A 24782-nucleotide genomic window follows, 5' to 3' on the forward strand; every position below is an offset into this window, starting at 1 on the left:
TGTAAATTTCAATAGGATTTCTTAGGATTTTTCTATGAATTTTAAAACAGTATTTTAAAATAGATGGTTAAAAATAACTAACAAGTGAAATATGATAATATATTTTGTGATATACTTGACCTAATAAAATATAAGTGCTATAATGAACATAGTTCATAAAAGAGGTGACAATATGCCCAAAGTTATTGAAAATTTAAGAGAAACTATAATATTAGAAGCTAAAAAAATTCTATTAACTCAAGGCTTTAAGGATTTAAACATAAGAGAAATTGCAAAAGGCTGTACTATTGGCACGGGTACTTTTTACAACTATTTTTCAACTAAAGAAGATCTTGTGGCTGAAATTTTTAGAGAAGATTGGAAGAAAGTATCTAATCTTGTAGATGAACTTAAACATACCGAGGAGCCTTGCAAAGAAAAAATAAGAAAAATATATGTATCTATTGGAATGTTTGTAAATAGCTATATACCAATTTTTTATGAAATGGCCATGCTTAATGGAAATGATTACAGATGTAGAGAAGCTAACAGATACGATGTTCTATATATTAAAATAAGTGAATTGTTAGATATTGAAAAATCTAAAGGTACCGTACACTCCACTCTTTCTTCTTATAAACTTGCAGAACTTATTGTTTCTAACTTAATGTATATTAACAAAAACAAATTTATAAGTTTTGATGAGCTATACGATAATTTGAAAATTTAATAGTAATTTTTTATCTTATATTAGAAAGTAATATAAGATATTCTTTTAAAACATTATGAACACAGTTCACAATGTTTAATTCAACTAAAAAATATAAAAAAAATGGAGGATGTAATTATGTTAATTTATGCAATTATTTTTATAACTTTAGCTCTTGTATTTTATACAATCGGTGTTTGGAGTGAGAAACTTCAAGGAACACTTAAACCTTGGCATTTAGGTTTATTCCTACTGGGCCTCGTATGTGATACAACTGGAACGCTCCTTATGGAAAGTATAGCAAGCAGTTCAACTCAAGTAGTCTCAGGCTTTAATTTACATGGAATTACTGGTGTTATTGCTATAGTTCTAATGCTCATTCATGCTATATGGGCAGCAGTGGTTCTTATTAAGAAAGATGAAAATATGATAGCCAAATTCCATAAATTCAGTATAGTAGTTTGGATTATATGGTTGGTTCCTTTTATTTCTGGAGCTGCGGCTCACATGGTAAAATAAAATTTAATTTAGCTAAAATGAAAACCGTACTGGAAAAATTCAGTGCGGTTTTTACTTTCATTTCTTTAGCACTATACAAATCCAGCACTCCCCATTATAATTAGTAAAAAGAGGTGAATTATGGATAACGTAATTGTATGTAAGATGATAGAAAAGCTTAAGGATAAATATATAAAATTATGGTGGGACACAGATAAATGTTCTCCTATCTTCAGCCAGGAAATTAGTTTTAAAGAAAAAATTATACGAGAAAAACATATGAACAAATTTTTGAATGATCTATTTTCTTACCTAAAGGAATGTCCTAAAGATGAACATCAGCGAGTAGATTGGCGAAATACTCTGTGGTCCATGATAAAAAACTTTGGACACGCTTCCGGCTTTACTGAAGATGAAATTAATGGTGATTTCTCAAAATCGCTTCCAATTATAACTCATAGGTTTATTTGCAGCGTTAAAGAATTCGATAATACTATAAGGTTAGATAAAATGGTCCAAGCGCTTCGAAATGTTTGGATTATGAATATACTCCAAGTTCTTTTTAACCTAAAGGTGGAATATACCCCCTCAATTTTTGCTTATAGCACGCTTTATCCCTATACTGATAATTATTTAGACAGCAATTTAATATCCTTTGAGGATAAAAAATCAATTAATGAGAGATTCAAACTAAGACTCGAAGGTGAAGAAATAAAATGTAGCAATTCCTACGAAGAATCGCTATTTAAACTAGTTAGCATAATTGAGGGTCAGTATCCTAGGGCGCACTATAGCAACGTATATGAAAGTCTTTTATGCATACACGCTGCTCAATGTGATAGTCTTATCCAACAAAAGGGTGTGACTTCACCTTATGAAAAGGATATTCTAGGAATAAGTACTGATAAAGGTGGTTGCTCCGTACTTGCAGATGCCTATCTTGTAAATGGAAGCCTTTCTGAATCGGAAGCAGATTTTATATTTGCTTATGGAGCACTGCTTCAGTTTTGTGATGACTTGCAGGATGCAAAAGAAGATCTTAAAAACGAACATATGACTATATTTTCTCAAACCTCAGAAAAATGGTCTTTAGATAATATTACCAATGCTCTGTTTGATTTTTCTAACAAGATAATAGATTTAGATGAGGGTTTTACTTCAAAAGAATCCTATAAAATGAAAGAGTTCTTGAAGAAAAATTTAGTTTCTCTTATTTTTGAAGCAATTTCACAGAACTATAATTTATATAGTAAAGAGTACATTAAAAATATTGAGAAATACTATCCTTTTAGAATGTCCTATACAAGAAAACTTTATAAAAAGATAAAGAATAATTATTCGACTTTTGAAAGCACCCGCGGCTACTCCATAGATGATGTTATATTAATAGCTACTGATGTGGATTAACTTTTACAACTAAACCAACAAATTCTATGATATAATAATTTATAAATTTTGTTATACATTATCATAGAAGAATTGAAAGGTTGGTTATTAAATGAATTTTGATGCTCTTTTGAAAGTTGGAGAAAGCCTTGCTAAGGAATATATAGTGAAGCCAGAAAATACAGCAGATTTTATTGGAAACAAAGGTGTCACTACGCTATCTACGCCTAGTATGATTGGATTTATGGAAGATACAGCTACACATGTAGTAATTGACTATATGCCTGAAAATTATAGACCTGTTGGTACCAAAATTAATGTTGAACATATAAATCCAACACCTGTTAATATGAACGTTACTATAAAAGCAACATTGATAGCAATTGAAGGCAGTAAGCTTCGTTATAATGTAGAAGCCTTCAATGAAGAATATAAAATAGGCTTTGGAATATATGAACAGCATGTGATTAACTTAGGAGATTTTTTAAGTAAAAATTAAAGGGCTGTGTGCTAATATGGACTTTTACCATATAGTAACTAGGCGAGTTGCTGAAAAAAATAGGACTAAAAAAGATAAACAAGGACTTGCTGTTTAAACAGTAAGTCCTTGTTTATAAATCTGTATCCGAAGCATCGTCTATAGGTCAGCTATCTATGGAAGCTTGTTCCCAGCTGCCCTATATATCTCATACCATTCCGGTCTTGTTAGTTCAACTCGCGAAGCCTTGCAAATATCCACTAAACGCTTTACATTCGTTGTGCCCACTAATGGCTGAATTTTAGCAGGATGCCTTAGAATCCACGCAATTGCAATGGCTGAATTGGTTACACCTTTATTAGCTGCAATTTCGTTTATTTTATTGTTTAGCTCTGGGAATTTATCGTTATCTAAAAATACTCCTTCAAAAAAACCGTACTGGAAGGGAGACCATGCCTGTATAGTAATGTCCTTTAAGCGGCAATACTCAAGAATACTTCCATCTCTATCAATGGAGGGAGCAATTTGCATATTTACATTCAGTCCAGAATCAATCATGCCAGTATTTGTTATACTTAATTGTAGCTGATTTATAATGATTTTGTTATTTAAATATTTATTTAGCAGTTCAATTTGCATAGGGTTTTGATTACATACTCCAAAATATTTAACTTTCCCGCTGCTATGGAGCTTTGAAAATGCTTCCGCAACCTCTTCTGGATCCATAAGCGTATCAGGGCGATGAAGTAACATAATATCTATATAGTCCGTATTCAAACGCTTAAGGCTCCCCTCTACAGAATTTAAAATATGCTGTTTAGAAAAATCAAAGTATCCATCTCTTATACCACACTTAGTTTGAATTATAATTTTTTCTCGAGTGCTAGGTTTCATATCAATAGCATCTGCAAAAACCTCCTCAGATTCACCCTTACCATAAATGTCAGCATGATCAAAAAAATTGATGCCCTCTTCCATTGCAGTATTGATAAGTGCTGATGCTTCATTCTTTGCAAGACTATTTATCCTCATACATCCTAACCCAATCTCAGATGCGCATATCTCTCCATTGGCAATATAATTTTTTTTCATAATTTACACCTTCCTCTATGTTAGGCACATTCAAATAAATAACAATTCAGTATTATAATCTATTTTCATATGCCTTATTATTTCTTTTCTTTAATTGTAAATTTATATTTCTATTATTTATGTCAGTGCTTGGTTTTCTAAATTACTATTACATATATAATTATACCCATTATTATAAAGAAAGACCATTTCATAATGACTTCAAAAAATGTTATAATGACTTAAAATACTAAAGGTAATGGAGATAAAAATATGATATGTTTTAAGCCTAAAAATGAAAACATTAATTTAGAATTAAACCTAGACATAAAACTATACTATTGCGGTACAGGTGACTGTGAGAATGATTTTTCTTGGGGACCTGGCATAAAAGATCACTATAAACTTCATTATGTGCACAGTGGACGCGGAATATTAACAGTAGGAGATACAACCTATTGCCTGGCAAAAGGTGATGGTTTTTTAATATGTCCAAATATACTTGTGTCCTATAAACCTGTTTCAGAAGAACCCTGGAATTATTCTTGGGTGGCCTTTAATGGGGTTAATGCAGAAACCTATTTAAATCGTGCAAATTTAAGTGTTAGTAGCCCCGTATTTAAATGTACTAACGAGGATCATATTAATGATTGCTTTCAAGCTATTTTCGATGCTACTAAATGTGATAAATCTATGGATCTAAAATCCCTTAGCAACTTTTATAATCTACTATCCATTTTAATAGAAGAGACAAGTTTAGTTAATATAGATAAAAATTCCACTAAACATCAAGACACCTATATAAAACAGGCCATTGAATTCATAGACACTAATTATTCAAGAAAAATAAGCATAGAAGAAATTGCAGCTTATGTTGGAATAAATCGAAAATACCTAAGTCACCTTTTTTCAGATATATTGAACATACCGCCACAAAATTACCTTATAAATTTTAGACTTCAAAAGGCCTGTGATTTACTCACAAGCTCCAGCTTATCTATTAATGAGATATCAAATTCCATAGGCTATAATGATCCTTTTCTGTTTTCTAAAATTTTTAAAAAATATAAGGGGATTTCCCCAAAGGGATATAGAGCAGAAAGCCTAACCGATCATCAATGCCAACTATAAAAAACATTACTATATTTATAATAACCGATGTTAAAATTGTTACAAGGGCTTTTCTAGCTAAAAATCCCCACAACACATGTTGCGCCTATTTCAATGTAGAAAATATCACCAAAATTATCAGAATACATTTCAAATGTTGTCTGTGGTGTCTCATCTATAAAAATAATTATTATTATAAAACTATTGAGTTATAATAACAAAATAGTATAATAGAGATTAGACATTTTATACTGACCGGTACAAATTTTAGAATAAAATTTTGGAGTGATATTATGAACAAAACAAAACAAGCCATATTTAATTCTGCAATAAAGGTTTTTTCCGGCTGTGGATATGATGGAGCTACCATGGACGATATAGCAGTAAATGCTGGTGTTGCAAAGGGAACCCTTTATTATCATTTTAAAAGTAAAGAGGATATTTTTAAATTTATAATAACAGATGGCATGAATGTTATTATAAAACAAATAGAAGAAGCTACTGAAGCGGAAGAGGATTCATTAATAAAGTTAAAAATACTTTGTAGAGTTCAACTAAGCTTGGTATATGAAAATAGGGACTTCTTTAAGGTTATTATGAGCCAACTTTGGGGACGAGAAATAAGACATCTTCAAATAAGAGAGGTAATACAGGTATATATAAATATAATTGAAAATCATCTTAAAGAGGCAATGGAGCAAGGCGTAGTAAAGAAATCTAACATTTCTTTTATGTCTTATACGTTTTTGGGAACACTTTGTTCCGCAGCGGTTTATGAACTTATAAGTAAAGATGACACTGATGTAGAAAATGTAATAGATAATTTAATGCAGTATATATTGACAGGAATTCAGGTATAAATTGCAAATAATATTAAATGATCATCATAAAAAATATGATGATCATTTTTTTTCAAAAAAAAGGTTGACAAATGTCAAAAAATAAGGTATAAATATAACTGACCAGTCAGTATATACTGATTGGTCAGTATAAAATGTCTATGGTTAATATCAAATTGTACTTATCTTAAAGTGAAATTTGCCCTTCCACTAAAGATTAGTATAAATATCTGGTAGCATTACTATTAGATAGAAAAAAAGTTTATTGAAATCAATTTAATATTTAGAATGGAGTGGTTAAATGAATTTTCTTAAAGTAGCATGGAGAGATATATCTAACATTTTTAAAAATAGGTTTATGAGAGTTTCTGTAACAGCAATTATAATTGTTCCACTTTTATACAGCTTACTTTATCTATATGCATTTTGGGATCCGTATAGTAGACTAGCAGATATGCCAGTTGCCGTTGTTAACTTAGATAAAGGGGCAATGAAGGACGGGGCAAGCGTTAGCTATGGTAAGGATATTGTAAATAATCTAAAGGGTAATAAAAAGGTTGGATGGAGATTTCTTACAAACATTGATGAAGCTAATAAAGGCTTAGATGGTACTAAATACTATGCAATGTTTGTTATCCCAGAAAACTTTTCAAGTAAAGTTTTAAGTGCAAAGGATAGAACGCCTGAGAAGGCAAACATTTTATATAGTGCAAATGAAAAAAAGAACTTCCTTGCAGCGCAGATCAATGGCAAGGTTTTGGGAGAACTAAAGGCTGAAATAACAAAAACTATATCAAGTGAATATACAAAGGTAACCTTTGATAGTCTTTACGTTGTAAAGGATGGAATGCAAAAGGCTACTGATGGAAGTAAGAAGTTAGAAGATGGAATAGCAACACTAAATAGTAAAATTCCTGAATTAAGCGATGGAGTTTCTAAACTAAATGATGGTGCAACAAAGCTAAATTCAGGACTTAGTGATGCTAAAAATGGAGCAAGTGCTCTTAATGGAGGAATTGGTAAGTTAAGTGATAAGATTCCTGCATTGGGAAAAGGTGTTTCAGATTTATATACGGGATCAGGTGCTTTGGCAACAGGGGCTGATCAGCTCTCAACAGGTCTGAGCGATGCCAGCGGTGGTGCAAATCTATTAAGCAAGGGTGCACAAGGATTAAATGATGCTGTTACAATGAATGATGGAATAAATGATGGTTCAAAAAAATTAAGCGATGGTGCTTCAGGGCTAAAGGCAGGATCTGACAGCCTTAGCGCTGGATATCAACTATTCGGACCAGGAGTAAGTAATCTTAAGGTTGGTACACAACAAATTTCAGATGGTGTGAATGAATTAACAGGTAATGTTAATGCCTCACAGACAGCATTAACAAACGCTGTAAAAACACAATTAGGTGCTTATTTAGCAAAACACCCTGAGGCTATGAATGACCCAGATATGAAAAACTTTGTAGGCACATTAGGAAGTTTGCAGAAAAGTGCAAGTGATCCAATTAATAGTTCAAAAATAGGTGCGCTTCAAAAGGGTGCAAAAGACGTATCAGATGGCGCAGTATTATTAGAAAGTAAAAGTAAATTATTAATACAAGGTGTAAGTGATTTCTCAACTGGAGCACAGGGTTTTGCAACTGGAGCAGATAAATTTGCAAAGGGTGCAGGTCAATACTCAGGTGGTGCAACACAATTTTCAAGTGGAGCTAATAAACTTGCAACAGGCCTTGGCGCTGCAATAATAGGTTCTAAAGGGCTTAGCGATGGAGCGAAACAATTAAATGGTGGACTTGGACAGTTAAATGGAAATATCCCAGCTTTAACAGGTGGGGTCTCCCAATTAAATTCAGGTTCAATGGCTTTGGTAAATGGACTTGGAAAATTGTATGATGGTTCCTCGCAGTTAAAAGATGGGACTGGTAAATTAAAAGGAAAGATACCTGAACTAGCTGATGGAACTTTAAAATTAGCAGATGGTTCAAAAGAGTTAAATGATAAACTTGCAGAAGGATCAACTGAGATAAACAAAAGCCTTGTGAATGATAGTAATACAATGGCTGAATTTGTTTCAGAACCAATTAAGGTGAATGAAAAACCTATCCACGCTGTGGCAAATTATGGAGCAGGTTTTGCACCATACTTCATAGCATTATCTCTTTGGATAGGAGCATTGATGATGTTCTTTGTAATTACAGATGAAGTGGATGCTGATATTAATGCAAGCCCAGCAGCCATTGTGCTTGGTAAATTCTTATCCTATGGTTATATAGGTATTGTACAGGCAGTTTTAGCAAGTGGAGTAGTTATGGTACTTGGATTAAGACCAAACAATGTACCACTTTACTTTGGACTTAATATACTAATGTCATTAGTATCTATAGCAATAATTCAATGTTTGGTATTTTTACTTGATCAAGTAGGAAGAATACTTGCGATAATATTATTATTATTACAATTAACTGCCTGCGCAGGTACATTCCCATTGGAATTAGTACCAACATTCTTTAAAGTATTAAATCCATTAATGCCTTTCACATATTATATTTCAGGAGCAAGGGAAGCAATAGCTGGAGTCAATTATGCAGTATTCTCTAAGAACTCAACTGTATTAGTAATTGTTGGAGTTTGTTTCCTAATAGTATCTGTATTGCTGAAGGGCCACGCAGACAAATTACAAAAAATGATGAAAGATAAAAAAGAAGCAGCTAGTGCAGCTTAACAAAAAGAGTACCACATGGTACTCTTTTTTACGTTACTCTTGGGGTGTAGTAAATATAGCTTTATCCTGTAGGTAAATGTTACAATTATACTAAACAGAAAAATGTATAAGATAGTGATAGTTGAAGATGATAACGCATTGTGCACTAATATGAATGAAATGTTGATAAAGTGGGGTTTTGAAACGGCATCTGTGGATAACTTTGAGAACATAGCAAGAGATACGAATATGGATATTATTATATTGGGAAGAAAGTTGGCACGAAAAGAATGGCGCCTATAATGATACATATCCCTGTAATACTGGCACCCCCAAGTATACATTTAATACCTTTTTTATTGTATTCATCACTTTTAAAACACCTAATTCCGATGACCAAAAAAAATAATGCTGTAGCTGTTACTAAAATATTCATTCCAAACAATATTTTAAACATTTCGACCTCCAAATTTTATATTATTTTATAGTAAATTTTTTAACCGGTCCGTAAAAGGTGTCTAACATGTTCATTTGATATCCCCCACCGCTATTTTCTAGCATCTAATTATTATTCTCTCAACTCCAATTTAGGTTAGTTTTCGAATTCACACTAACTAGCTATTAATAATTATACAGGACATTCTTTACAAAATAGTTATCAATATTGTTACAAATTTCTTAAGAAAAATCTTTCTCAATTTATATTTTGATAATCCAATAATCTAATTGTAAAATAGAACCCTATATTTTTTCTAAACTAAGTATAAACAAAATATAAACTTTCTTAAAAATCCTCTTCTTCCCAACACTATTTATAAATTTTTCTTATCATTTTACTTTATTAGCAATCTGTTCTCTTATCTAACTAAATTAAAGCATAAGAAAACCCTTAACCAATTAATTAGTCAAGGGTTTCAATAGTAGAGTCAAAATATCCAAGCAGTCTAAAAGTAAAGTTAATCCGCCTTAACAACAGGGTGCCTTAAAACAGTTTTTAACCTTTCAGGAGCTGTTTTTCTTAGATCTGATAAATAAATCTCATGGTGTCTACGTATCCTTCCATCCGGTTGAACAGATGAAATCGCATTTTTAAAGTTGTTCTCACTTATATAAGTTTCAATGAGTTTAATTGTCTTTGATTCATCATCAAATGGTCCAATATGCATCATTTGAACACATAGTCCCTCACTAAAGGTTTCTAGATATGCCTTTGAAGTATCAATTTCCGGTTTCTTCCTTTTAAGTTCTTCGCATGCCCATTGAAATACTTCGTTAGTTACAAATTCTGGTTGCCTAATCATTGAGGTCCAAGAAAATTTGCTCTTTTGTGTAAAGTCCATGGTTTTTTCTTCTATCCACCATAATCCCTCTAGTGGTGGAACTACATAATCAAAATAATCTTTCGGCTCACAGCCATTCCTTTTGCTCATTTTTATTGTATAAGACAATCCATATAGAAGCTCTACCGCCTTTTGGTATTCTCCACAGGGATCATTTGGGTTACCACTTCCATTTACCATAATAAAATTCATAGCAGGTATATCTACCACAACTGGCTTTTGCTTTGGTAAATACAAATCCTTATATTCTTTCTTATAATCTAGTTTTTTTGTATCCATCTTTTAAACCTCCAGCTCAATTGGAATAATAACTTCCGTAATATAATTCTTCGAATTCCCTTTAAATATCATGCCAGGTCCTTTTATATATATTTCTCTAGATGGCGTTAAACAGCTAATGTTTTTCCCTTTAGCATAGTCGAAAATAGCTTTATATGCCATATTAATACTTTCATAAGTACCATTATGTATTGTAGAAACTGCTCTGATTTGTGGTAGTTCCACTATAGTTACCACGGAGTCATAAACCTGTTTTGATATAGGAACGCAGGTCTCAATATCTGCTTCTTCCTTATATTCACCATCATAATAACAATTAAAAGGCTCACCCTTTGCATCTCCTTTTATTGCTTTGTAGATTCTACCCATATGCTTACCACAATCACTGTATTTGCCTTTGTATCTAATAGCTGCCACTTTAATAGCTGGAATATCCTTTACTTGAATTATATAATTCACACCATCATCCTCCAATAAATTTGGTTTAATATAGAGGCTGATCTTTTTCAGCAGCGCTTTCTCTTCCATAATATTCTTATTAACCATATCTTTCTTTTCTTCTAAGATATATGATAAATCTGCTTTATCTTCACATATATTCATAACATCTTTGATTTCAGAAATTGAAAAATTCAGCTCCCGTAAGAGCACAATTAACTCTGCCTTCTTGAAATCATTATCATCATAAAACCTATATGAATTTTCTTCACATCGATAAGAAGGATTAAGAATATTCTCTTCATCATAATATCGTAAAGCCTTCACAGTCAAATTTGTTATTTTTGAAAAATCGCCTATTTTATACATTTCATCACCTCTATATTGATAGTATAAACTATCCCCTGCACAGGAAGGTCAAGCACTAATTTATGCAGGCTCGTATTTTTCCGTAATGTACCATTCACCTTTTTTATTCACAATAGTAAATTTGATTGGTATACGGGATGATCCACCTACAAGTATATTATTTGAATCCATTATTTTAACTGAATAAGTCATTTTCACATAAACTATACCTAAAACTTTAATTCGTGAATCTTCCTTTAAGCTAAACTCTACTTTATAGGTTCCTTTATTATTTATTGGATAAGTATTATATATATTTGTTGTCTTAAATACTTGTTGTGACATATGTTTGGATAATTCATTAGAGTATCCCTTATTAGTCAAAAATGCTTCCTTTACTACATTATAAGTACCTCCCCCTGAGAACCATTCAGGCATAAATTTAGTATATGCATAAGTACTTATAACGCTTAAACATAATATAAATCCTATACTTAGTAGTACATTTTTTTTAATAAGATTCTTTACTTTATTAAACATATCTATCCCCACCTTTGGTTAATTGCATTTTTTATAACTTTAGATTATGCTATCTACTTCTATCTCAGAATATAGAATTTTAATACACTTAAACTTGGGAAATTACAATGATAATTCAACTTCACAATTATAACCTCTTATATTAATTCACCATCAAATTATCGTTTCCTGCAATTTTTGTAAAAATAATCAAAATAAAACTCTAGGGATTTACCCTAGAGCTTATTTAACTGTTCTTTAACTTTATAAAAAGAACTTCATTGCATTTCTTATAGCAAGCAATAACTGGAGATTATTACTACAACCCAATGCTTTAATCTACTTTATTTAATGTTTCTTTAATTAATATTTCTTTAATTTCTTTATTGTCCGAAATCATAAGTTCGAAAATATCAGTATTTCTGTTTATTATGGAGGATACATTCTTATAAATCTGCTTTTCTATAGATAATTCTTCTAGATTTTCCCCATCTATCAAGCTATAAATGTATTCAAGGGTTTTATCTAAAAATACATATATATCTTTTAGTAAATTAGCATCTTTTACTTTATAACTTTCTAAGCAAAAGGAGACAGATTCCCTTATTAGTGAAACAGTTTCACTTCTTACAGTAGTTCCATTCTCTAAAATTAATAAATTTAATTCTATTTTTTTTAATTTTAACAATATATCATCGCTGAAGGAAACCATCAAACTCAGCGATTCTTTATCAGGTTTTTCAATTATAGGAATATCTTTATCTAAACTTTCAGATAAATTATTTTTTAAATATACGTAAGTAAACACACCTACAAGTAAATATATCATATTAATTATTGAACTTAGTAAGACCTTCCCAAATACTGAAGCAACAACTGTTATAAAACATCCAACAATAAAAAGTATTGAGAGCTTATTGATTTTATTTGTAATTTTTGAGGTTTCACTAATCAAAGGAGTAGTAATAGTATTATTCTCTACTATATTGGGCCTTAAAACTTTTATAACTTCCTTGATTTTTTCTATTTCAAGCTTATTCAAATTCTTTATGTTTTGTAGGCTTTGTTGCTGCTCTAAAGATTTTTGAACCTCCATTTTTTTAGCATTTTCCAATTCTAATTGCTCGTCTAAGACTTTTTGAGCCTCTTTTTTTCTCAAATCTTCAAATTTTAATAGCTCTTCCTTTTTAACTTTCTTAAAATCTAAAAGTTCCTCTTTAGTCATTTTAATATATTCCTCTTCTGGCACAAACAAAGAGGTAGGATATGTTTCTAGCTTATTTAGATCATCAAATATGGTATAAAAAAATTCTCCTTTTTCTTCACGCATTTTAAAGACAGAATATACTTCACCTTCCACTAAACTATCTATATTTAAAATGCCTAAATATACTACTTCTTTTATGGATTGCAATAACCTATTTGTTGAATAGAAAATTTGTTCAGGCACAACTATTTCCACAGCACCTCTTTCGTTTACAATCCTATAGCAAGGCAATACCTCGGTTTCATATTCATATGTCTGTTTAGTTGTTGTACCAAGTACGATATATTCTTTTCCTCTTATGAATTCAGCTTTTTCGGTACGGCATGTTTTTAATTCCAAATATTCTCTTTTAATATACACTTCCTCCTTTAAAAATAATACTTGAAGCCCTCTGCCATGTTCTAACTTCTTCTATCTTTATTGTACTATAAATTTTATCATATTATCTTTATTTTACCTATAATATTTTTTAGATTTTCTCCATATATATGATTCATATTTCCTTTATCTTATCCAAGCAAATTAAATCATAATAAAACCCGCAACGGGTATAACGTAGACTTTCTTTTTTATAGTTTGTTCATAGATGACATTGTAACTAATAGTTAATTTGTTTTTCTACGTTTCTTTCTTTGCCACTTTTTTTCTTATAGATTAACAATAATATATAAGAAAAAACACACATAAACACACAAGTTATAAATGCTGATGAGGTAGAAATATCCGCTGTCTTTCCAATAACCACGTTAACTCCTGCACCTGTTAAATCGCCAAACATAGCAAATACTGATAAAATAGTCGCCCTATTAATAGTACTTATACTTTTATTTTCAATATCTAAAACTATAGGAGAAATTATAGCTGCACTACCGCATATAAAAATTATTGAAAGTATGGTCAATGTTGCATTAGATGTGAATACAAGTATTGTACAACATATAGTAATAATTATATATAATGCTTGAATACTTCTATTTGTACCTAGTTTAATGCTTAATTTATAAGATTTAATTGAGCTTAATCGAACTATTTGCATTACAACTGCCAGTACTCCAAAATATTTAATATTTATTCCCGAGCGTACATATTGTGATTGATTTAAAAATACACCTACTACTTGAACTACTTCATTCATTAACGCAAAAGAAATTACCAATATTATAATACTTTTATTTGTAAACGCTGTTAGTAAACTTTGCTTAAACTTAGGCCTTTCGGCCTGTTTTCCACTAACCTCTTTTATAAATAAAGTTAATACTGCTGCCACTGCATAAGGTATAATAGTCCAAAATGCTGTACTATCCATGGACTTTTTAACAAGTATTGAAAACATCATCGAGGCAATTAAATAGCCACCAGTTGAAAATGCATTATATCTACCAAATACTTTTTCACTCTCATCTTCCTTCACCGATGAATATAGTAGAGCGATGTCACACCCTGAAATTCCGGCTAAAGATATTGATAATAAAACTCGTTCTAAAAAGAACATTCCAAAGGAATTTGCTTTATAAAAAACTATTTTTGATATAAAAAATATAAAATTTGAAATAACAAGTGTTTTTTTATACCCAAATTTATCTGCAAACCATCCCCATGGTATTTCAAAAATAATCATTAATATCCAGGATATAGACTCTATTAAAAACATATTAGATAAAGATAAGTTTCTATTTTGCCTATACAACGTAGCAATAGGGCCATAGAAAACAAATCCCTGTAGAAATACAATAATATACATTAAATAAACATTGACCTTTTTATTAATTTTAACACACCTCCAAAGTTGCATGACAAAAAAACCTTATTTTAAAGGTTGATTTTGAAATATTTTGTAACTTCATTGTGTATTAAATCGGTCTGTACATTTGCCTCTCTCCTTAAAAATCAAATTCATTTTAATCATTTTATCATATTTTCAATGAAAAAATTACTATTATTGTAAATTTTTTAAGTTTAACTAAATAAAAATAATTGTCTAGTCTAAACTAAACGGTTTCCAATGCCCTCAAAACTAATTCAAACTACTAAAAAAGAAGTTACTTCATTCTTTAATAAAAGAATGTAAGTAACCCCCCTTAAATAGCAGGTAACAAATTAGTTTATCTTCTCACTTTGTATTACCGAAAATATACATACTTTAATCTAATCTTTATAAAGATGTTTATTAGCTTTTATATAGTTTCCCCCCCAAATATTCATAGCATCTAAAACTGGCTTTAAACTCTTTCCCAGTTCTGAAAGAGAATATTCAACTTTAGGTGGAACTTCAGGGTATACTTTTCTAATAATCAAATCAACATCTTCCATTTGTCGAAGCTGTTGCGTTAACATCTTTTCACTTATCCCATTAATTCCATTAGCAAGTTCAGTAAATCTTTGTGTTCCACTGTTATGTAAATTTCTTAAAATAAGAACTTTCCACTTGTGGCTGATAAGATTAACAGTTTCTTCAATTGGACATATTTTACCACAGGTCATTTTTATTCTCTCCTATCATATATAAATTTAATACTTACAGTTTAGTTAGTCTAGTACATAATAGTGCCTTCTTGCAAAGAGTTAGTATCTATTATAGTATAAAGCTATGAATTAAGAAAACATAGGAGGAAATTTATTTATGAAGAAATAAAATATATTTTTTACTTTAAACAATATTAACTATAACAGTTGATTAAAATAAGTATTTAAAATTTAGGAGATGAACGATTATGAAAATATTAAACGTTAATACTATTACAGAAAAAACTATGAGGAAAGCACTATTCACAGAAGGTACAATGGACGCAGGTATTTTATTCTATGAACCAGGTGAAACAATGACCCCTCATAAACATTCAAATTTAGATGAAATATTCTATGTAGTTAGTGGTGATGGAATAATAACTGTAGATGGTGAAGACATTTCAATTAAAGAGAATGATGTAATCCTATCCCCAAATGAAGAAAGCCATGGATTTACAAATAATGGACACAATAAATTAGTTGTTTTACAAGTAAAAAACACTATTGTAAAGTAAATGTAATATTTATAAGCATTAGAATAAAAGCCTATTAGGTGCTTTTATTTTAATGCTTACTATGTCAAAACTATAATAATTAAAATATATATGAAAGGGTGTATTATATGTATTATATGTCCATAATAATCGCAATCTTAGCAACTGTATTATATAATATCAGCCAAAAATCTATTAGTGGATCAATAAATCCGTTTATTTCCATGGTAGTTACATATATTATTGCAATAGTAGTCTCTATATTGGCAATGATTATATTTCCAATGAATAATAGTATTTCAAGTTCTTTAAAGCAATTAAACTGGGCAAGTTATGTATTAGGACTATCTGCATTTGGATTAGAAATAGGATATTTATACGTCTATAGAAGCGGATGGAATATAGCCATTGCTCCTATTTATGTAAGTATAATTTCAACAATCTTGTTAATTATACTTGGTATTATTTTCTATAAAACTAAGATATCTTTTACTAATGGCCTAGGGATATTCTTAAGTATAATAGGTTTAGTCTTAATGAATAAGAAATAATTAAATATTGGAATCTATTCCACGTTAACATTGATTATTTTTATTATGTTCATTATGAATTATTACTAAATGGTATAAGTGGGGCTTACTTAAGTGCAGTAAGTCGCATTTTATTAATGCAATATCAAAGATGGGTTTGTATTGCATTCATCTAAATTTAAAGTCTTACAATGTAGATACTAAAAAGTCTACGTTACTTGTGATACGGTTCACCGTATCCATTGCAAGTGAGGTTTTTATTTATCTTTTTAAGTATATACTTCTTTTCCCTTATAGTTTTTTCCACTTAGAATTTCTTCCCTTACCTACAGCTTCTATTTTCCCTTCAACTCTCAACTTTCCAAACACTCTATTTATAGTGGCTTCTCCTACATCTGGACATATAGTTCTTATTTCATTCTTAGTAAAATATCCTAACTTCCCTTGTATAGCCATTTCTATTCTTTCGCTCTTACTGCCCTTAGTATTTTCAATACAGCCTACTCTATCCTCTAATTCCTTATATGCTTTTATAATAACGCCAAGAAAATATTCAAGCCATATGTACAAATTATTTTTCCCATCATGCCATAACATCGATGATTTATTCAGTGCTTCATAGTAAGTTTCTTTACTATCCTCAATAATTTTTTCTAAACTAATAAATCTTCCAACCTCAAAACCACTTTGATACAAAAGTAAAAGTGTTAATAATCTAGACATTCTTCCATTTCCATCATTAAAAGGATGGATGCAAAGAAAATCTAATATAAATGCGGCTATTAAAACTAATGGCTCTATCTCTTCTTTTGCAATTTCCTTTCTATATTCTTCACAAAGCCTTTCCATATAACTTGGTGTGCTAAAAGCATCCACAGGCTTAAACCTGATATTGCTAGTTCCATTAGGTAATATTTCTTCAATCACATTATCAGTATTTTTATAGTTTCCACCATTAGCTGATGAAAATTTGTATAAATCTCTATGTAATTGTAATAATACAGATGATTTTATAGGTATAGCATCAAAAGCACTGTGAATAGTATTTAATACATCCCTATACCCAGCTATCTCACTTTCACTTCTATCTCTTGGTTCTATTTTCTTATCCATTATTTCACGCAATCTTTTATTCGAAGTATAAATACCTTCTATTCTATTAGATGATTCTGCACTTTGTATAATTGCTACATCTTTAAGTGTATTTAATATTTGAGGTGATTGCTTTTTATACAAATCTTGCTTTCCCTTATATTCATTTATAGTAGTTAACATTCTCACTATACTCATAGGTAAAGCTAAGTTATTCAATTTATTCTTTTCAAAAGAAATCATTATACATTCTCCCTCGTTTATATTATATTTTATTATTATCATTTTAGCACAAACATAATCATTTTTGCTAAAATGATTATGTTTATTGTTGATATAATATATTTAAATTTAAATAAACCTTATCATTTAACAGGAAATGATAAGGTTTATTCTTAATGTGAAATTATTTTAATTTTTATTTTAAAATTTTTACTTTATTAAATTATAAATTGGAATTTGTCAGTTTCGTGTTATGCTAATAAGCTAGCCAATAATTAGTTATTCTAATTAAGTTAAAAATATTATCCTTCAAGTTTATGAAGAAGCTACATCAAGGTATTGCGTTAGCAATTCTATTTTTTCTTTTAAATCATCATTCGAAGTTGTATTCGGTCCAATAGCAATTATTTTACCGCTACTTGAATGCCTACATTTTTTAGAATCTTCAATTTTTTCACAGATTGCAGATATAACAGCGATTATCCCTTTTTTCAATTCAATAATATAATCATCCTCAATAAACATTTCTGGTAATAGAATCTCTCTACACTCCCAAACGTGAGGTAGTGTCTTAGCTAATTTTATAGCCTTTTCATCTTCATTTATTTTCAAATATAGAAAACAAAGATTTGCTTTAGTTGTACTTCTAATTTTTTCATTTGTACTATTCAAAAGCACACGTTCAGATAGTGCAATAGCTTCATTAACTAACTCATATTCTGTATCCGTGTTGATTTTTAACGTTAATGCTAATGCAAGTTCAGACAAAAATCCATAATTGTTAGGATATACTTTTATTGCCTCCCTAAGCGTTTGAATAGCTTCGTCAATCATCCCTTTTGACTCATATTCATGGACGCTAGAAAATGTGCTGTTAATTTTTTCGACATTTCGAATTTCATCCATCCCCATCAATTCATCAATTGATACATTATAGTAATTTGCAATGCTTGGAAGCATGGTGATATCTGGATAAGTCGAGTTGTTCTCCCAACGGCTAATTGCTTGAGGAGATACACCGAATACCTCTGCAAGCTTTTCCTGTGTAAGTTCATTTTTAATTCTAAGTTTTCGAAGATTTTCACCAATTCTGATTTGCATAATCATTACTCCTTTATATTTTTTATAAGCTTCTATGAATAACGATACTACAAACAGCTTACAATCACCATTACTCATTTGTTGAGTAAAAAACAACTAAATTACTACTTTACAATAACTAAATCTTGGCATAAAAAAAGACGCATATATTTATGCGCCTTATGTTCCAATGTTTCGCGATTCACAACGTGTGTCATTATTCAATAATTCTAGCCATGATGCCAACCCGCTGTCATACAAAGAAATCTGTGGAATCTTCGGTCCATCTCCAATTCAATAAGTATAAATATAAGAGTATGAACAAAATCTTTACTCAGGTTTTTTACTGTTCAAGAATAAAATCATATAGTATTCATCAGCATAAGTTCCATCACCATATTTCAATGCATGTTTCTTTGTACCATAAATCTCAAAACCTAAACTTTTATACATCGAAACAGCACGATTATTTTGAGCAACAACTTCAAGCTCAAGTTGTTCAACACCCTTTTCTTTACACCAATTAATACATTCCTGCATCATTTTCTTCCCAATTCCTTTGTTCCAATAATCCTTCATCACTGCAATACCCATTGCTGCTCTGTGAAGATACCTTTTTTTATTTTGAATTAATCCAACTGAACAATTCGCTATAATTCTACCGTCTAATTCTGCAATTAGAAAACGGATATTCTCATCGTTCGTACAATTCTTAATAAATTCTCTTTCTTGTTCCACTGTGAAATTAAATTCATCAGATTCACGTGCCAAGAATTTAGTTTCACCATCAACAGTTTGCATTTGATTTATTAAACCTTGTGCATCACCTGGTTCTGGAATTCGTATAATAAGTTGTTGATCCTCGTTTAATAAGTACTCTTTTCTGTAAAGTTCCTTAGAACCCTCATTATTTTGGTGGTTACCCATAATAATTTCCCCCGCTTCTTAATTATTGTGTCATTGATAATATCGCTAATATCACTTTCCATGTAACCACCTCCTCTTATTATTAACTATTATACTATATCAATTTAGGTTATGATAGGTTCAACGACAGATTATCCTAAATTTATTTTTTTAGTAAATATTATACTAAGTAAAGGTACTTGAAAGGATATTTCACTTGGATGTAGTTGAAAAAGCATCCATAAGTATTATAAATAATTCTAAGCTTATGCATAAGAAAAAAATAACTGATAATTAATCGAGATTTTCATGTCGGAGGCGAGGTTTACCTTACCACTATGCCTTCATCCAACTTTAGTAAAAACCCCATTTATTTATGGTACGGTTCTCCGTAACTACTCTAAATGAGGTTTTTCCATTTTATTCTTATGCAAATGCTCGTAATCTCCCCGAAATTGAGATTCACTATACACAATTCTCAAACATTGGTTCAATATACTCTTTAATAAGTTTTATTCTATCCTTAGCACGTGGCATAAAAAGAGAAGCAATAGAAACTACCATTTTTTTCTTTGTATTGACATAAATCACATTTCCTCCATCTCCCAAAGCTGCATAGATATGTTCTTTATCATCAATAATCCACCACAGATAGCCATACGACAGCTTGCCCCATCGGCTATGTTCTTTTGTACTCTCATCTATCCACCATGCCGGTATAATTTGTTTATCCTTCCATATTCCGCCGTCTAAGTACAACTGACCTATTTTTGCCATATCCATAGGGGTCAAGGTAAGACCCCAGCCTGCTGTATTTACACCCTGAGGGTCGGCAGCCCAACCGCTAACATTTTTATCTTTGAAAAAAGCAAGATGTTCTTCTTTATTGTTTAACATCACATTGTGTCCAACATGAATTTCCAATGGGGAGAATAAATTTTCTGTTGCAAAATCAAAGACTGATTGTCCTGTTGCTTTTACAAGAACGCCCGACAGAATGTGTACTCCTATGATAGCAGAATACATAAATTGTCCCACCTGCCCTTTACCTCCTAGTAAATCCAGTGCAGCTTTTATCCAGTTATCGCTTGTAAAAAACTTCTCGTATGGTTCCAATTTATATTTATACGGGGCTGTCATAGTGAGCATATTCTTAATGGTGATGCTTTGTATTGTTTTTTCGCCAATGGGAATCAAATAATCTGGGAAAAAGTCCAATACTTTCTGGTCTATACTTTTGATATGCCCATTCTCTATGGCGATACCAATCAATGCAGAAAAAATACTTTTTGTTACCGATGCTACATGAACGGCGTTAGCAGCTATATATTCATTAAAGTAGTTTTCATATAGTTTTTTACCGTTTTTCAGTACAATTATGCCCGTAGTGTTGTTATAACTACTGTTTATTATCTTTTCCAACCCTATCTTTTTTCTTTGATTCATCTGCGTTTCAAAATTCATGCAAGATACCTCCCTGTCTTGGAATTGGGATTGTCTCTCAGTTGCTGCGGTGTTCCTTTTGCAATGATCTCACCACCCTTGTCCCCACCTTCCGGACCAAGTTCAATGACATAATCACAGTTCTTTAAAACCTCTACATTGTGTTCAATGACAATCACCGAATTGCCGCTGACAACCAGTTGATTTAATAGCTGTAGTAGCAATGCTGTATCATATAAGCTAAGTCCGGTGGTTGGCTCATCTAACACATAGAGCATATTGCCCTTTAACTGCCGTCCCAGCTCTTTGGCAAGCTTCACTCTCTGTGCCTCACCACCACTTAAAGAAGACGATGGCTGGCCAAGCGTTAAGTACCCCATGCCCGTCTGCTCTAAGATACACAGTGGTTTCACAATGCTATTTTGATCTGAAAAGAATGAAATGGCTTCGGAAATACTCATCGCCAATACATCGGCAATGGTTTTTCCGTTATAATCTACGGAAAGGCTTTCTTCATTAAACCGCTTACCATGACACACCTGGCAAAGCTTATCTACGGAAAAATCAAAGGTCAGAAAGATCCTTTCATTACCACTACCGCCACAGCCTTGACATGCCCCTTTCGAATGAAACGAAAAATGTCCGGCACTCATGTTTCTTATTTTTGCCTCCGCCTGTTTGGCAAAAAGTTCTCGGATTTTATCCCAGATACCAATATAAGAGGCAGGCGTAGAATTGACACTTCTTCCAATCGGCTCCTGAGATATCTTTGCAAAACCACTAATCCGTTCTACTCCTGCTATACCCTTTGCATGACCATATTTTCTGGCACTGGCAAGACGTTTCAAAAGCGTCGCCTCAATCAGAGAACTCTTACCACTTCCGGATAATCCAGCAATACCAACCATGACATGAAGTGGAAATACTACTGTTAAGTCCTTTAAATAATGGGTATGGGCATGTTCCAAGATAAGACAGTCCTTTTTAACAAAGGTATGCTTCCTGATCGTCCGTGACCGCATCAAACATTTGCCAGAAAGATACTGACTAAGCAGAGTATCCGCCTTTTCGTATTCTCCATAATCCCCCTGATAGACCACTGTTCCTCCTTCTACACCTGCCTTAGGGCCAATCTCGATAATATGGTCGGCATGACTAATCATCTCTTTATCATGCTCCACTACAATTACTGTATTCCCAAGGTCTCTTAAGTTCTTTACCCCTAGGATCATGCTTTGCTTCTCCGATGGATGTAATCCTGCCATCGGTTCATCAAAGACATAAATCAGGGAATCCAGTCTAGACTCTAGATGGAGATGGAGAAAAGTGCGCTGTACCTCGCCACCACTTAAGGAAGCCATCTCACGGTAAAGAGTCAGATGACCTAAGCGAAACTGGATCAGATGCTTTAATTTCTCCTTCACATTCTTTACCACGTTCTTGCCAAACTGAGATAGTTCTTCCGCTGGTATTTCATTCAAGAAATAAAGAAGAGCAGACAGTGTCATCTGTCCCAGCTCACCAATCTGCTTTCTATGAAGAACAACTTCTCTTGCTTCTCGACCGATTCGCTGTCCATGACAATCTGGACAAATGGTCTTCGCATAGACTTCTTCCACATCCTCGCCCTTTTCATAAGCATTTCTTAGTATCCGTTCTAAACAGTAGCTTTGTTTTCCATTTTCATAGGTTCCATAGACCACTTGGCCTCGAATATCTTCTGGAAGTTCCCAGAATGGAGTCTCAAAATACATACCGTATTTCTTCTTTAGAATTCGTAAGAAACCTGCTGTTACCTGCAGGCTCTCATAGACCTCCAAAAGGGATGTTGTTTTATCTGGAATCAACTGCTCCAGATTGATATTATAATAAGAACCTCTACCCTGACAGCTAAGACACATACCATCAACCGTTGTATAGAGAAAACTGCCTGGGGAGAGATGTTCACTCTCCTCTAAAGCTTTTCCATCACTGGCATAAACAAGAGCCAGTTGGTTTAGAATTCCGGTCTTTGTGCCAACTGTAGAACGGGGGTTGCTCTGCCGGATTGTATTCTGGTGTACCGCCACCGTTGGGCCGATGCCTTCCATCATATCGAACCGGTCCTCATTATCAAGTCCAGCCAGAATGCCAATGGACTTTAGATACTGGTTCTTGCCTTCTTCAAATATAATATCAAATGCAAGACTGGATTTACCGGAACCACTGATTCCTGTAATGACCACCAGTTGCTGCTTGGGAATCGTTATATTGATATTTTTCAGATTATGTATTCGTGCTCCTTGAATCTTGATTTCTTCCATATGCTCACCTCTGAATTGATTTGCAGCATGTTAGAAATGAATGGGCTCAATGGGAACGTAGATGTCCAACTCATGGATATGACTCTCATCGGCATGCACATCGTTGCGATACACTTCAAATGGACAGTAGTTTCTAGGAACATAACCACTGCCCGTGATCCACTCCTGATACATGTAATTCCAGGCATCACTGTACTGTTCCTGCTGAATCCGAAAATGTCCCACCGCATACAGACCGCCTTCTAATTTCATCACTCCAAGAATTCCGTCTTCCTGAATCCGAATATCCTTTGGCACCGTTAGACACAGACTGGTACGGAACTGGCTCTCCTCTCCAAATTCCGGATTGTCATGATACATAGCAAGCCACCAGTTCTCACCATCCACAATAAGGTGCTGCTTCTTTGCATAAGCAAATAACGTCTGGATCAGATTGACATACTCTTTCGCTAATGTCTCATATGTACCTGTATGTCTCACATAAGCCACCTGTTTTTCCTCCAGATTTGTTATGGTAATCTTCACGGTCACGGGAAAGGGATTGCCTGCCCATTCTTTCTTTGCTGTGTTCTTATTATACTCAGACAATAAAAAAGAATCTTTGCAATTCTTGCTATATTCCTTCCGGTATTCTCTTGGACTAGTGCCATAATAATTCTTAAAAGCCCGGGAGAATACGGCTGAATCCGTATAGCCCAGTTCATAGGCAATGTCCGTCATATTTTTATCGTTCCGGTGTGCCAGCAAAAAAAGTGCATTCTCCATGCGAATCCTGTTCACATAATGGGCTAAGGACTCATGTAACATGCCCTGAAATATCCGGCTGAAATGATATTTGGAAAACCCGGCGGCATTGGAAAGCTCCTCAATGGACAGGGGCTGTCCTATATGATGCCCAATGTAATCCTGCACTTTATGAATTCTTCGTATGTACTCTTCCTGAGACTTCTGTTCTGACATATCATCCCCTCCTGTTCCTGTTAATCCCAGTATAACAAAAATGTTATTTCTTGACGAATCAATCTTAACAGACTAAAGCGAAGAATGCATTACCATTTAAAGGTAAAAACATCCGTGATACCGAACGAATGCAGACAACCTGCAGACGTTTCAGTGGCTTACTCCTTTAGATTCAAGTTTTATCTGATATGTTATTTATAAATAATCTCCCCTACAACTTACTATTTGTCTAACACTTGAAAACTATTTTTCTCTTTTATTGTAACATATTTTGTAAATTTA

23 protein-coding genes are annotated in these 24782 nt (G+C 32.3%); 9 read left to right on the forward strand and 14 right to left on the reverse strand.

What is annotated here, in order from left to right; translation table 11 throughout:
- The first annotated feature begins 172 nt into the window (after window positions 1–172).
- The 4 genes from G9F72_RS25335 (at window position 173) to G9F72_RS25350 (ending at window position 3071) form a co-directional block, all read left to right on the forward strand.
- A complete protein-coding gene (locus G9F72_RS25335) occupies window positions 173–709 on the forward strand; it encodes a TetR/AcrR family transcriptional regulator (protein ID WP_164957158.1) in 537 nt (178 codons plus the stop codon).
- A 117-nt stretch (window positions 710–826) separates the two neighbouring features.
- Window positions 827–1207 carry an HsmA family protein gene (locus G9F72_RS25340; protein WP_164957159.1) on the forward strand — a complete coding sequence of 127 codons (381 nt, stop codon included), beginning with the start codon at window positions 827–829 and terminating at the stop codon, window positions 1205–1207.
- 120 nt (window positions 1208–1327) lie between these two features.
- Window positions 1328–2593 carry a hypothetical protein gene (locus G9F72_RS25345; RefSeq protein ID WP_164957160.1) on the forward strand — a complete coding sequence of 422 codons (1266 nt, stop codon included), beginning with the start codon at window positions 1328–1330 and terminating at the stop codon, window positions 2591–2593.
- Between the two features lie 91 nt (window positions 2594–2684).
- On the forward strand, window positions 2685–3071 hold the full coding sequence (locus tag G9F72_RS25350; protein WP_164957161.1) for a thioesterase family protein: 387 nt from the start codon (window positions 2685–2687) through the stop codon (window positions 3069–3071).
- Between the two features lie 153 nt (window positions 3072–3224).
- On the opposite strand, the gene G9F72_RS25355 is transcribed toward G9F72_RS25350, so the two are convergent.
- Window positions 3225–4142 (reverse strand): aldo/keto reductase family oxidoreductase, encoded by a 918-nt coding sequence (locus tag G9F72_RS25355; RefSeq protein ID WP_164957162.1) that lies wholly within the window; start codon window positions 4140–4142, stop codon window positions 3225–3227.
- 252 nt (window positions 4143–4394) lie between these two features.
- Here G9F72_RS25355 and G9F72_RS25360 point away from each other — a divergent pair, with 252 nt between their 5' ends.
- The 3 genes from G9F72_RS25360 (at window position 4395) to G9F72_RS25370 (ending at window position 8795) form a co-directional block, all read left to right on the forward strand.
- On the forward strand, window positions 4395–5252 hold the full coding sequence (locus tag G9F72_RS25360) for an AraC family transcriptional regulator (RefSeq protein ID WP_164957163.1): 858 nt from the start codon (window positions 4395–4397) through the stop codon (window positions 5250–5252).
- Between the two features lie 272 nt (window positions 5253–5524).
- A complete protein-coding gene (locus G9F72_RS25365; protein ID WP_164957164.1) occupies window positions 5525–6091 on the forward strand; it encodes a TetR/AcrR family transcriptional regulator in 567 nt (188 codons plus the stop codon).
- A gap of 280 nt (window positions 6092–6371) precedes the next feature.
- Window positions 6372–8795 carry a YhgE/Pip domain-containing protein gene (locus tag G9F72_RS25370; protein ID WP_164957165.1) on the forward strand — a complete coding sequence of 808 codons (2424 nt, stop codon included), beginning with the start codon at window positions 6372–6374 and terminating at the stop codon, window positions 8793–8795.
- Between the two features lie 238 nt (window positions 8796–9033).
- Here G9F72_RS25370 and G9F72_RS25375 read toward each other — a convergent pair whose 3' ends face one another.
- The 7 genes from G9F72_RS25375 to G9F72_RS25405 form a co-directional block, all read right to left on the reverse strand.
- Window positions 9034–9231 (reverse strand): hypothetical protein, encoded by a 198-nt coding sequence (locus G9F72_RS25375; RefSeq protein ID WP_164957166.1) that lies wholly within the window; start codon window positions 9229–9231, stop codon window positions 9034–9036.
- 499 nt (window positions 9232–9730) lie between these two features.
- Window positions 9731–10393: a GyrI-like domain-containing protein gene (locus G9F72_RS25380; RefSeq protein ID WP_164957167.1), complete on the reverse strand. Its 663-nt coding sequence runs from the start codon at window positions 10391–10393 to the stop codon at window positions 9731–9733.
- 3 nt (window positions 10394–10396) lie between these two features.
- Entirely contained in the window at window positions 10397–11200 is an 804-nt protein-coding gene (locus G9F72_RS25385) for a MerR family transcriptional regulator (RefSeq protein WP_164957168.1), read from the reverse strand.
- 60 nt (window positions 11201–11260) lie between these two features.
- Entirely contained in the window at window positions 11261–11719 is a 459-nt protein-coding gene (locus G9F72_RS25390; protein ID WP_164957074.1) for a hypothetical protein, read from the reverse strand.
- Between the two features lie 313 nt (window positions 11720–12032).
- Entirely contained in the window at window positions 12033–13325 is a 1293-nt protein-coding gene (locus G9F72_RS25395) for a hypothetical protein (RefSeq protein ID WP_164957169.1), read from the reverse strand.
- Window positions 13326–13563: 238 nt separating this feature from the next.
- Window positions 13564–14706 carry an MFS transporter gene (locus tag G9F72_RS25400; RefSeq protein ID WP_263487082.1) on the reverse strand — a complete coding sequence of 381 codons (1143 nt, stop codon included), beginning with the start codon at window positions 14704–14706 and terminating at the stop codon, window positions 13564–13566.
- A gap of 404 nt (window positions 14707–15110) precedes the next feature.
- Entirely contained in the window at window positions 15111–15446 is a 336-nt protein-coding gene (locus G9F72_RS25405) for a winged helix-turn-helix transcriptional regulator (RefSeq protein WP_164957170.1), read from the reverse strand.
- Between the two features lie 230 nt (window positions 15447–15676).
- Between G9F72_RS25405 and G9F72_RS25410 the strand changes: the two genes are divergently transcribed.
- Window positions 15677–15985 (forward strand): cupin domain-containing protein, encoded by a 309-nt coding sequence (locus G9F72_RS25410; protein WP_164957171.1) that lies wholly within the window; start codon window positions 15677–15679, stop codon window positions 15983–15985.
- 107 nt (window positions 15986–16092) lie between these two features.
- Window positions 16093–16515 carry a hypothetical protein gene (locus G9F72_RS25415; protein ID WP_164957172.1) on the forward strand — a complete coding sequence of 141 codons (423 nt, stop codon included), beginning with the start codon at window positions 16093–16095 and terminating at the stop codon, window positions 16513–16515.
- A gap of 270 nt (window positions 16516–16785) precedes the next feature.
- Here G9F72_RS25415 and G9F72_RS25420 read toward each other — a convergent pair whose 3' ends face one another.
- From G9F72_RS25420 to G9F72_RS25445, 6 genes are all read right to left on the reverse strand, one after another.
- Window positions 16786–17829, reverse strand: a complete 1044-nt coding sequence (locus G9F72_RS25420; RefSeq protein ID WP_164957173.1) for a Fic family protein — start codon at window positions 17827–17829, stop codon at window positions 16786–16788.
- Between the two features lie 294 nt (window positions 17830–18123).
- Window positions 18124–18909, reverse strand: a complete 786-nt coding sequence (locus tag G9F72_RS25425; RefSeq protein ID WP_164957174.1) for a helix-turn-helix domain-containing protein — start codon at window positions 18907–18909, stop codon at window positions 18124–18126.
- A gap of 309 nt (window positions 18910–19218) precedes the next feature.
- Complete coding sequence (locus G9F72_RS25430) at window positions 19219–19815, reverse strand: GNAT family N-acetyltransferase (RefSeq protein WP_164957175.1); 597 nt, start codon at window positions 19813–19815, stop codon at window positions 19219–19221.
- Window positions 19816–20259: 444 nt separating this feature from the next.
- A complete protein-coding gene (locus G9F72_RS25435; RefSeq protein WP_164957330.1) occupies window positions 20260–21240 on the reverse strand; it encodes a serine hydrolase domain-containing protein in 981 nt (326 codons plus the stop codon).
- A gap of 14 nt (window positions 21241–21254) precedes the next feature.
- Window positions 21255–23540, reverse strand: coding sequence for an excinuclease ABC subunit UvrA (locus G9F72_RS25440; protein WP_164957176.1), 2286 nt, complete (start codon window positions 23538–23540; stop codon window positions 21255–21257).
- A 30-nt stretch (window positions 23541–23570) separates the two neighbouring features.
- Window positions 23571–24500, reverse strand: coding sequence for a GyrI-like domain-containing protein (locus tag G9F72_RS25445; protein ID WP_164957177.1), 930 nt, complete (start codon window positions 24498–24500; stop codon window positions 23571–23573).
- Between the last annotated feature and the right edge of the window lie 282 nt (window positions 24501–24782).

It is taken from the genome of Clostridium estertheticum (genome assembly GCF_011065935.2).
In the GTDB taxonomy this organism is placed as follows: Bacteria; Bacillota; Clostridia; order Clostridiales; family Clostridiaceae; genus Clostridium_AD; species Clostridium_AD estertheticum_A.

Coding starts and splice junctions, on each gene's coding strand:
- G9F72_RS25335 (WP_164957158.1), top strand. CDS start 173: ATGCCCAAAGTTATTGAAAATTTAAGAGAAACTATAATATTAGAAGCT.
- G9F72_RS25340 (WP_164957159.1), top strand. CDS start 827: ATGTTAATTTATGCAATTATTTTTATAACTTTAGCTCTTGTATTTTAT.
- G9F72_RS25345 (WP_164957160.1), top strand. CDS start 1,328: ATGGATAACGTAATTGTATGTAAGATGATAGAAAAGCTTAAGGATAAA.
- G9F72_RS25350 (WP_164957161.1), top strand. CDS start 2,685: ATGAATTTTGATGCTCTTTTGAAAGTTGGAGAAAGCCTTGCTAAGGAA.
- G9F72_RS25355 (WP_164957162.1), bottom strand. CDS start 4,142: ATGAAAAAAAATTATATTGCCAATGGAGAGATATGCGCATCTGAGATT.
- G9F72_RS25360 (WP_164957163.1), top strand. CDS start 4,395: ATGATATGTTTTAAGCCTAAAAATGAAAACATTAATTTAGAATTAAAC.
- G9F72_RS25365 (WP_164957164.1), top strand. CDS start 5,525: ATGAACAAAACAAAACAAGCCATATTTAATTCTGCAATAAAGGTTTTT.
- G9F72_RS25370 (WP_164957165.1), top strand. CDS start 6,372: ATGAATTTTCTTAAAGTAGCATGGAGAGATATATCTAACATTTTTAAA.
- G9F72_RS25375 (WP_164957166.1), bottom strand. CDS start 9,231: ATGTTTAAAATATTGTTTGGAATGAATATTTTAGTAACAGCTACAGCA.
- G9F72_RS25380 (WP_164957167.1), bottom strand. CDS start 10,393: ATGGATACAAAAAAACTAGATTATAAGAAAGAATATAAGGATTTGTAT.
- G9F72_RS25385 (WP_164957168.1), bottom strand. CDS start 11,200: ATGTATAAAATAGGCGATTTTTCAAAAATAACAAATTTGACTGTGAAG.
- G9F72_RS25390 (WP_164957074.1), bottom strand. CDS start 11,719: ATGTTTAATAAAGTAAAGAATCTTATTAAAAAAAATGTACTACTAAGT.
- G9F72_RS25400 (WP_263487082.1), bottom strand. CDS start 14,706: ATGTATATTATTGTATTTCTACAGGGATTTGTTTTCTATGGCCCTATT.
- G9F72_RS25405 (WP_164957170.1), bottom strand. CDS start 15,446: ATGACCTGTGGTAAAATATGTCCAATTGAAGAAACTGTTAATCTTATC.
- G9F72_RS25410 (WP_164957171.1), top strand. CDS start 15,677: ATGAAAATATTAAACGTTAATACTATTACAGAAAAAACTATGAGGAAA.
- G9F72_RS25415 (WP_164957172.1), top strand. CDS start 16,093: ATGTATTATATGTCCATAATAATCGCAATCTTAGCAACTGTATTATAT.
- G9F72_RS25420 (WP_164957173.1), bottom strand. CDS start 17,829: ATGATTTCTTTTGAAAAGAATAAATTGAATAACTTAGCTTTACCTATG.
- G9F72_RS25425 (WP_164957174.1), bottom strand. CDS start 18,909: ATGCAAATCAGAATTGGTGAAAATCTTCGAAAACTTAGAATTAAAAAT.
- G9F72_RS25430 (WP_164957175.1), bottom strand. CDS start 19,815: ATGGGTAACCACCAAAATAATGAGGGTTCTAAGGAACTTTACAGAAAA.
- G9F72_RS25435 (WP_164957330.1), bottom strand. CDS start 21,240: ATGAATCAAAGAAAAAAGATAGGGTTGGAAAAGATAATAAACAGTAGT.
- G9F72_RS25440 (WP_164957176.1), bottom strand. CDS start 23,540: ATGGAAGAAATCAAGATTCAAGGAGCACGAATACATAATCTGAAAAAT.
- G9F72_RS25445 (WP_164957177.1), bottom strand. CDS start 24,500: ATGTCAGAACAGAAGTCTCAGGAAGAGTACATACGAAGAATTCATAAA.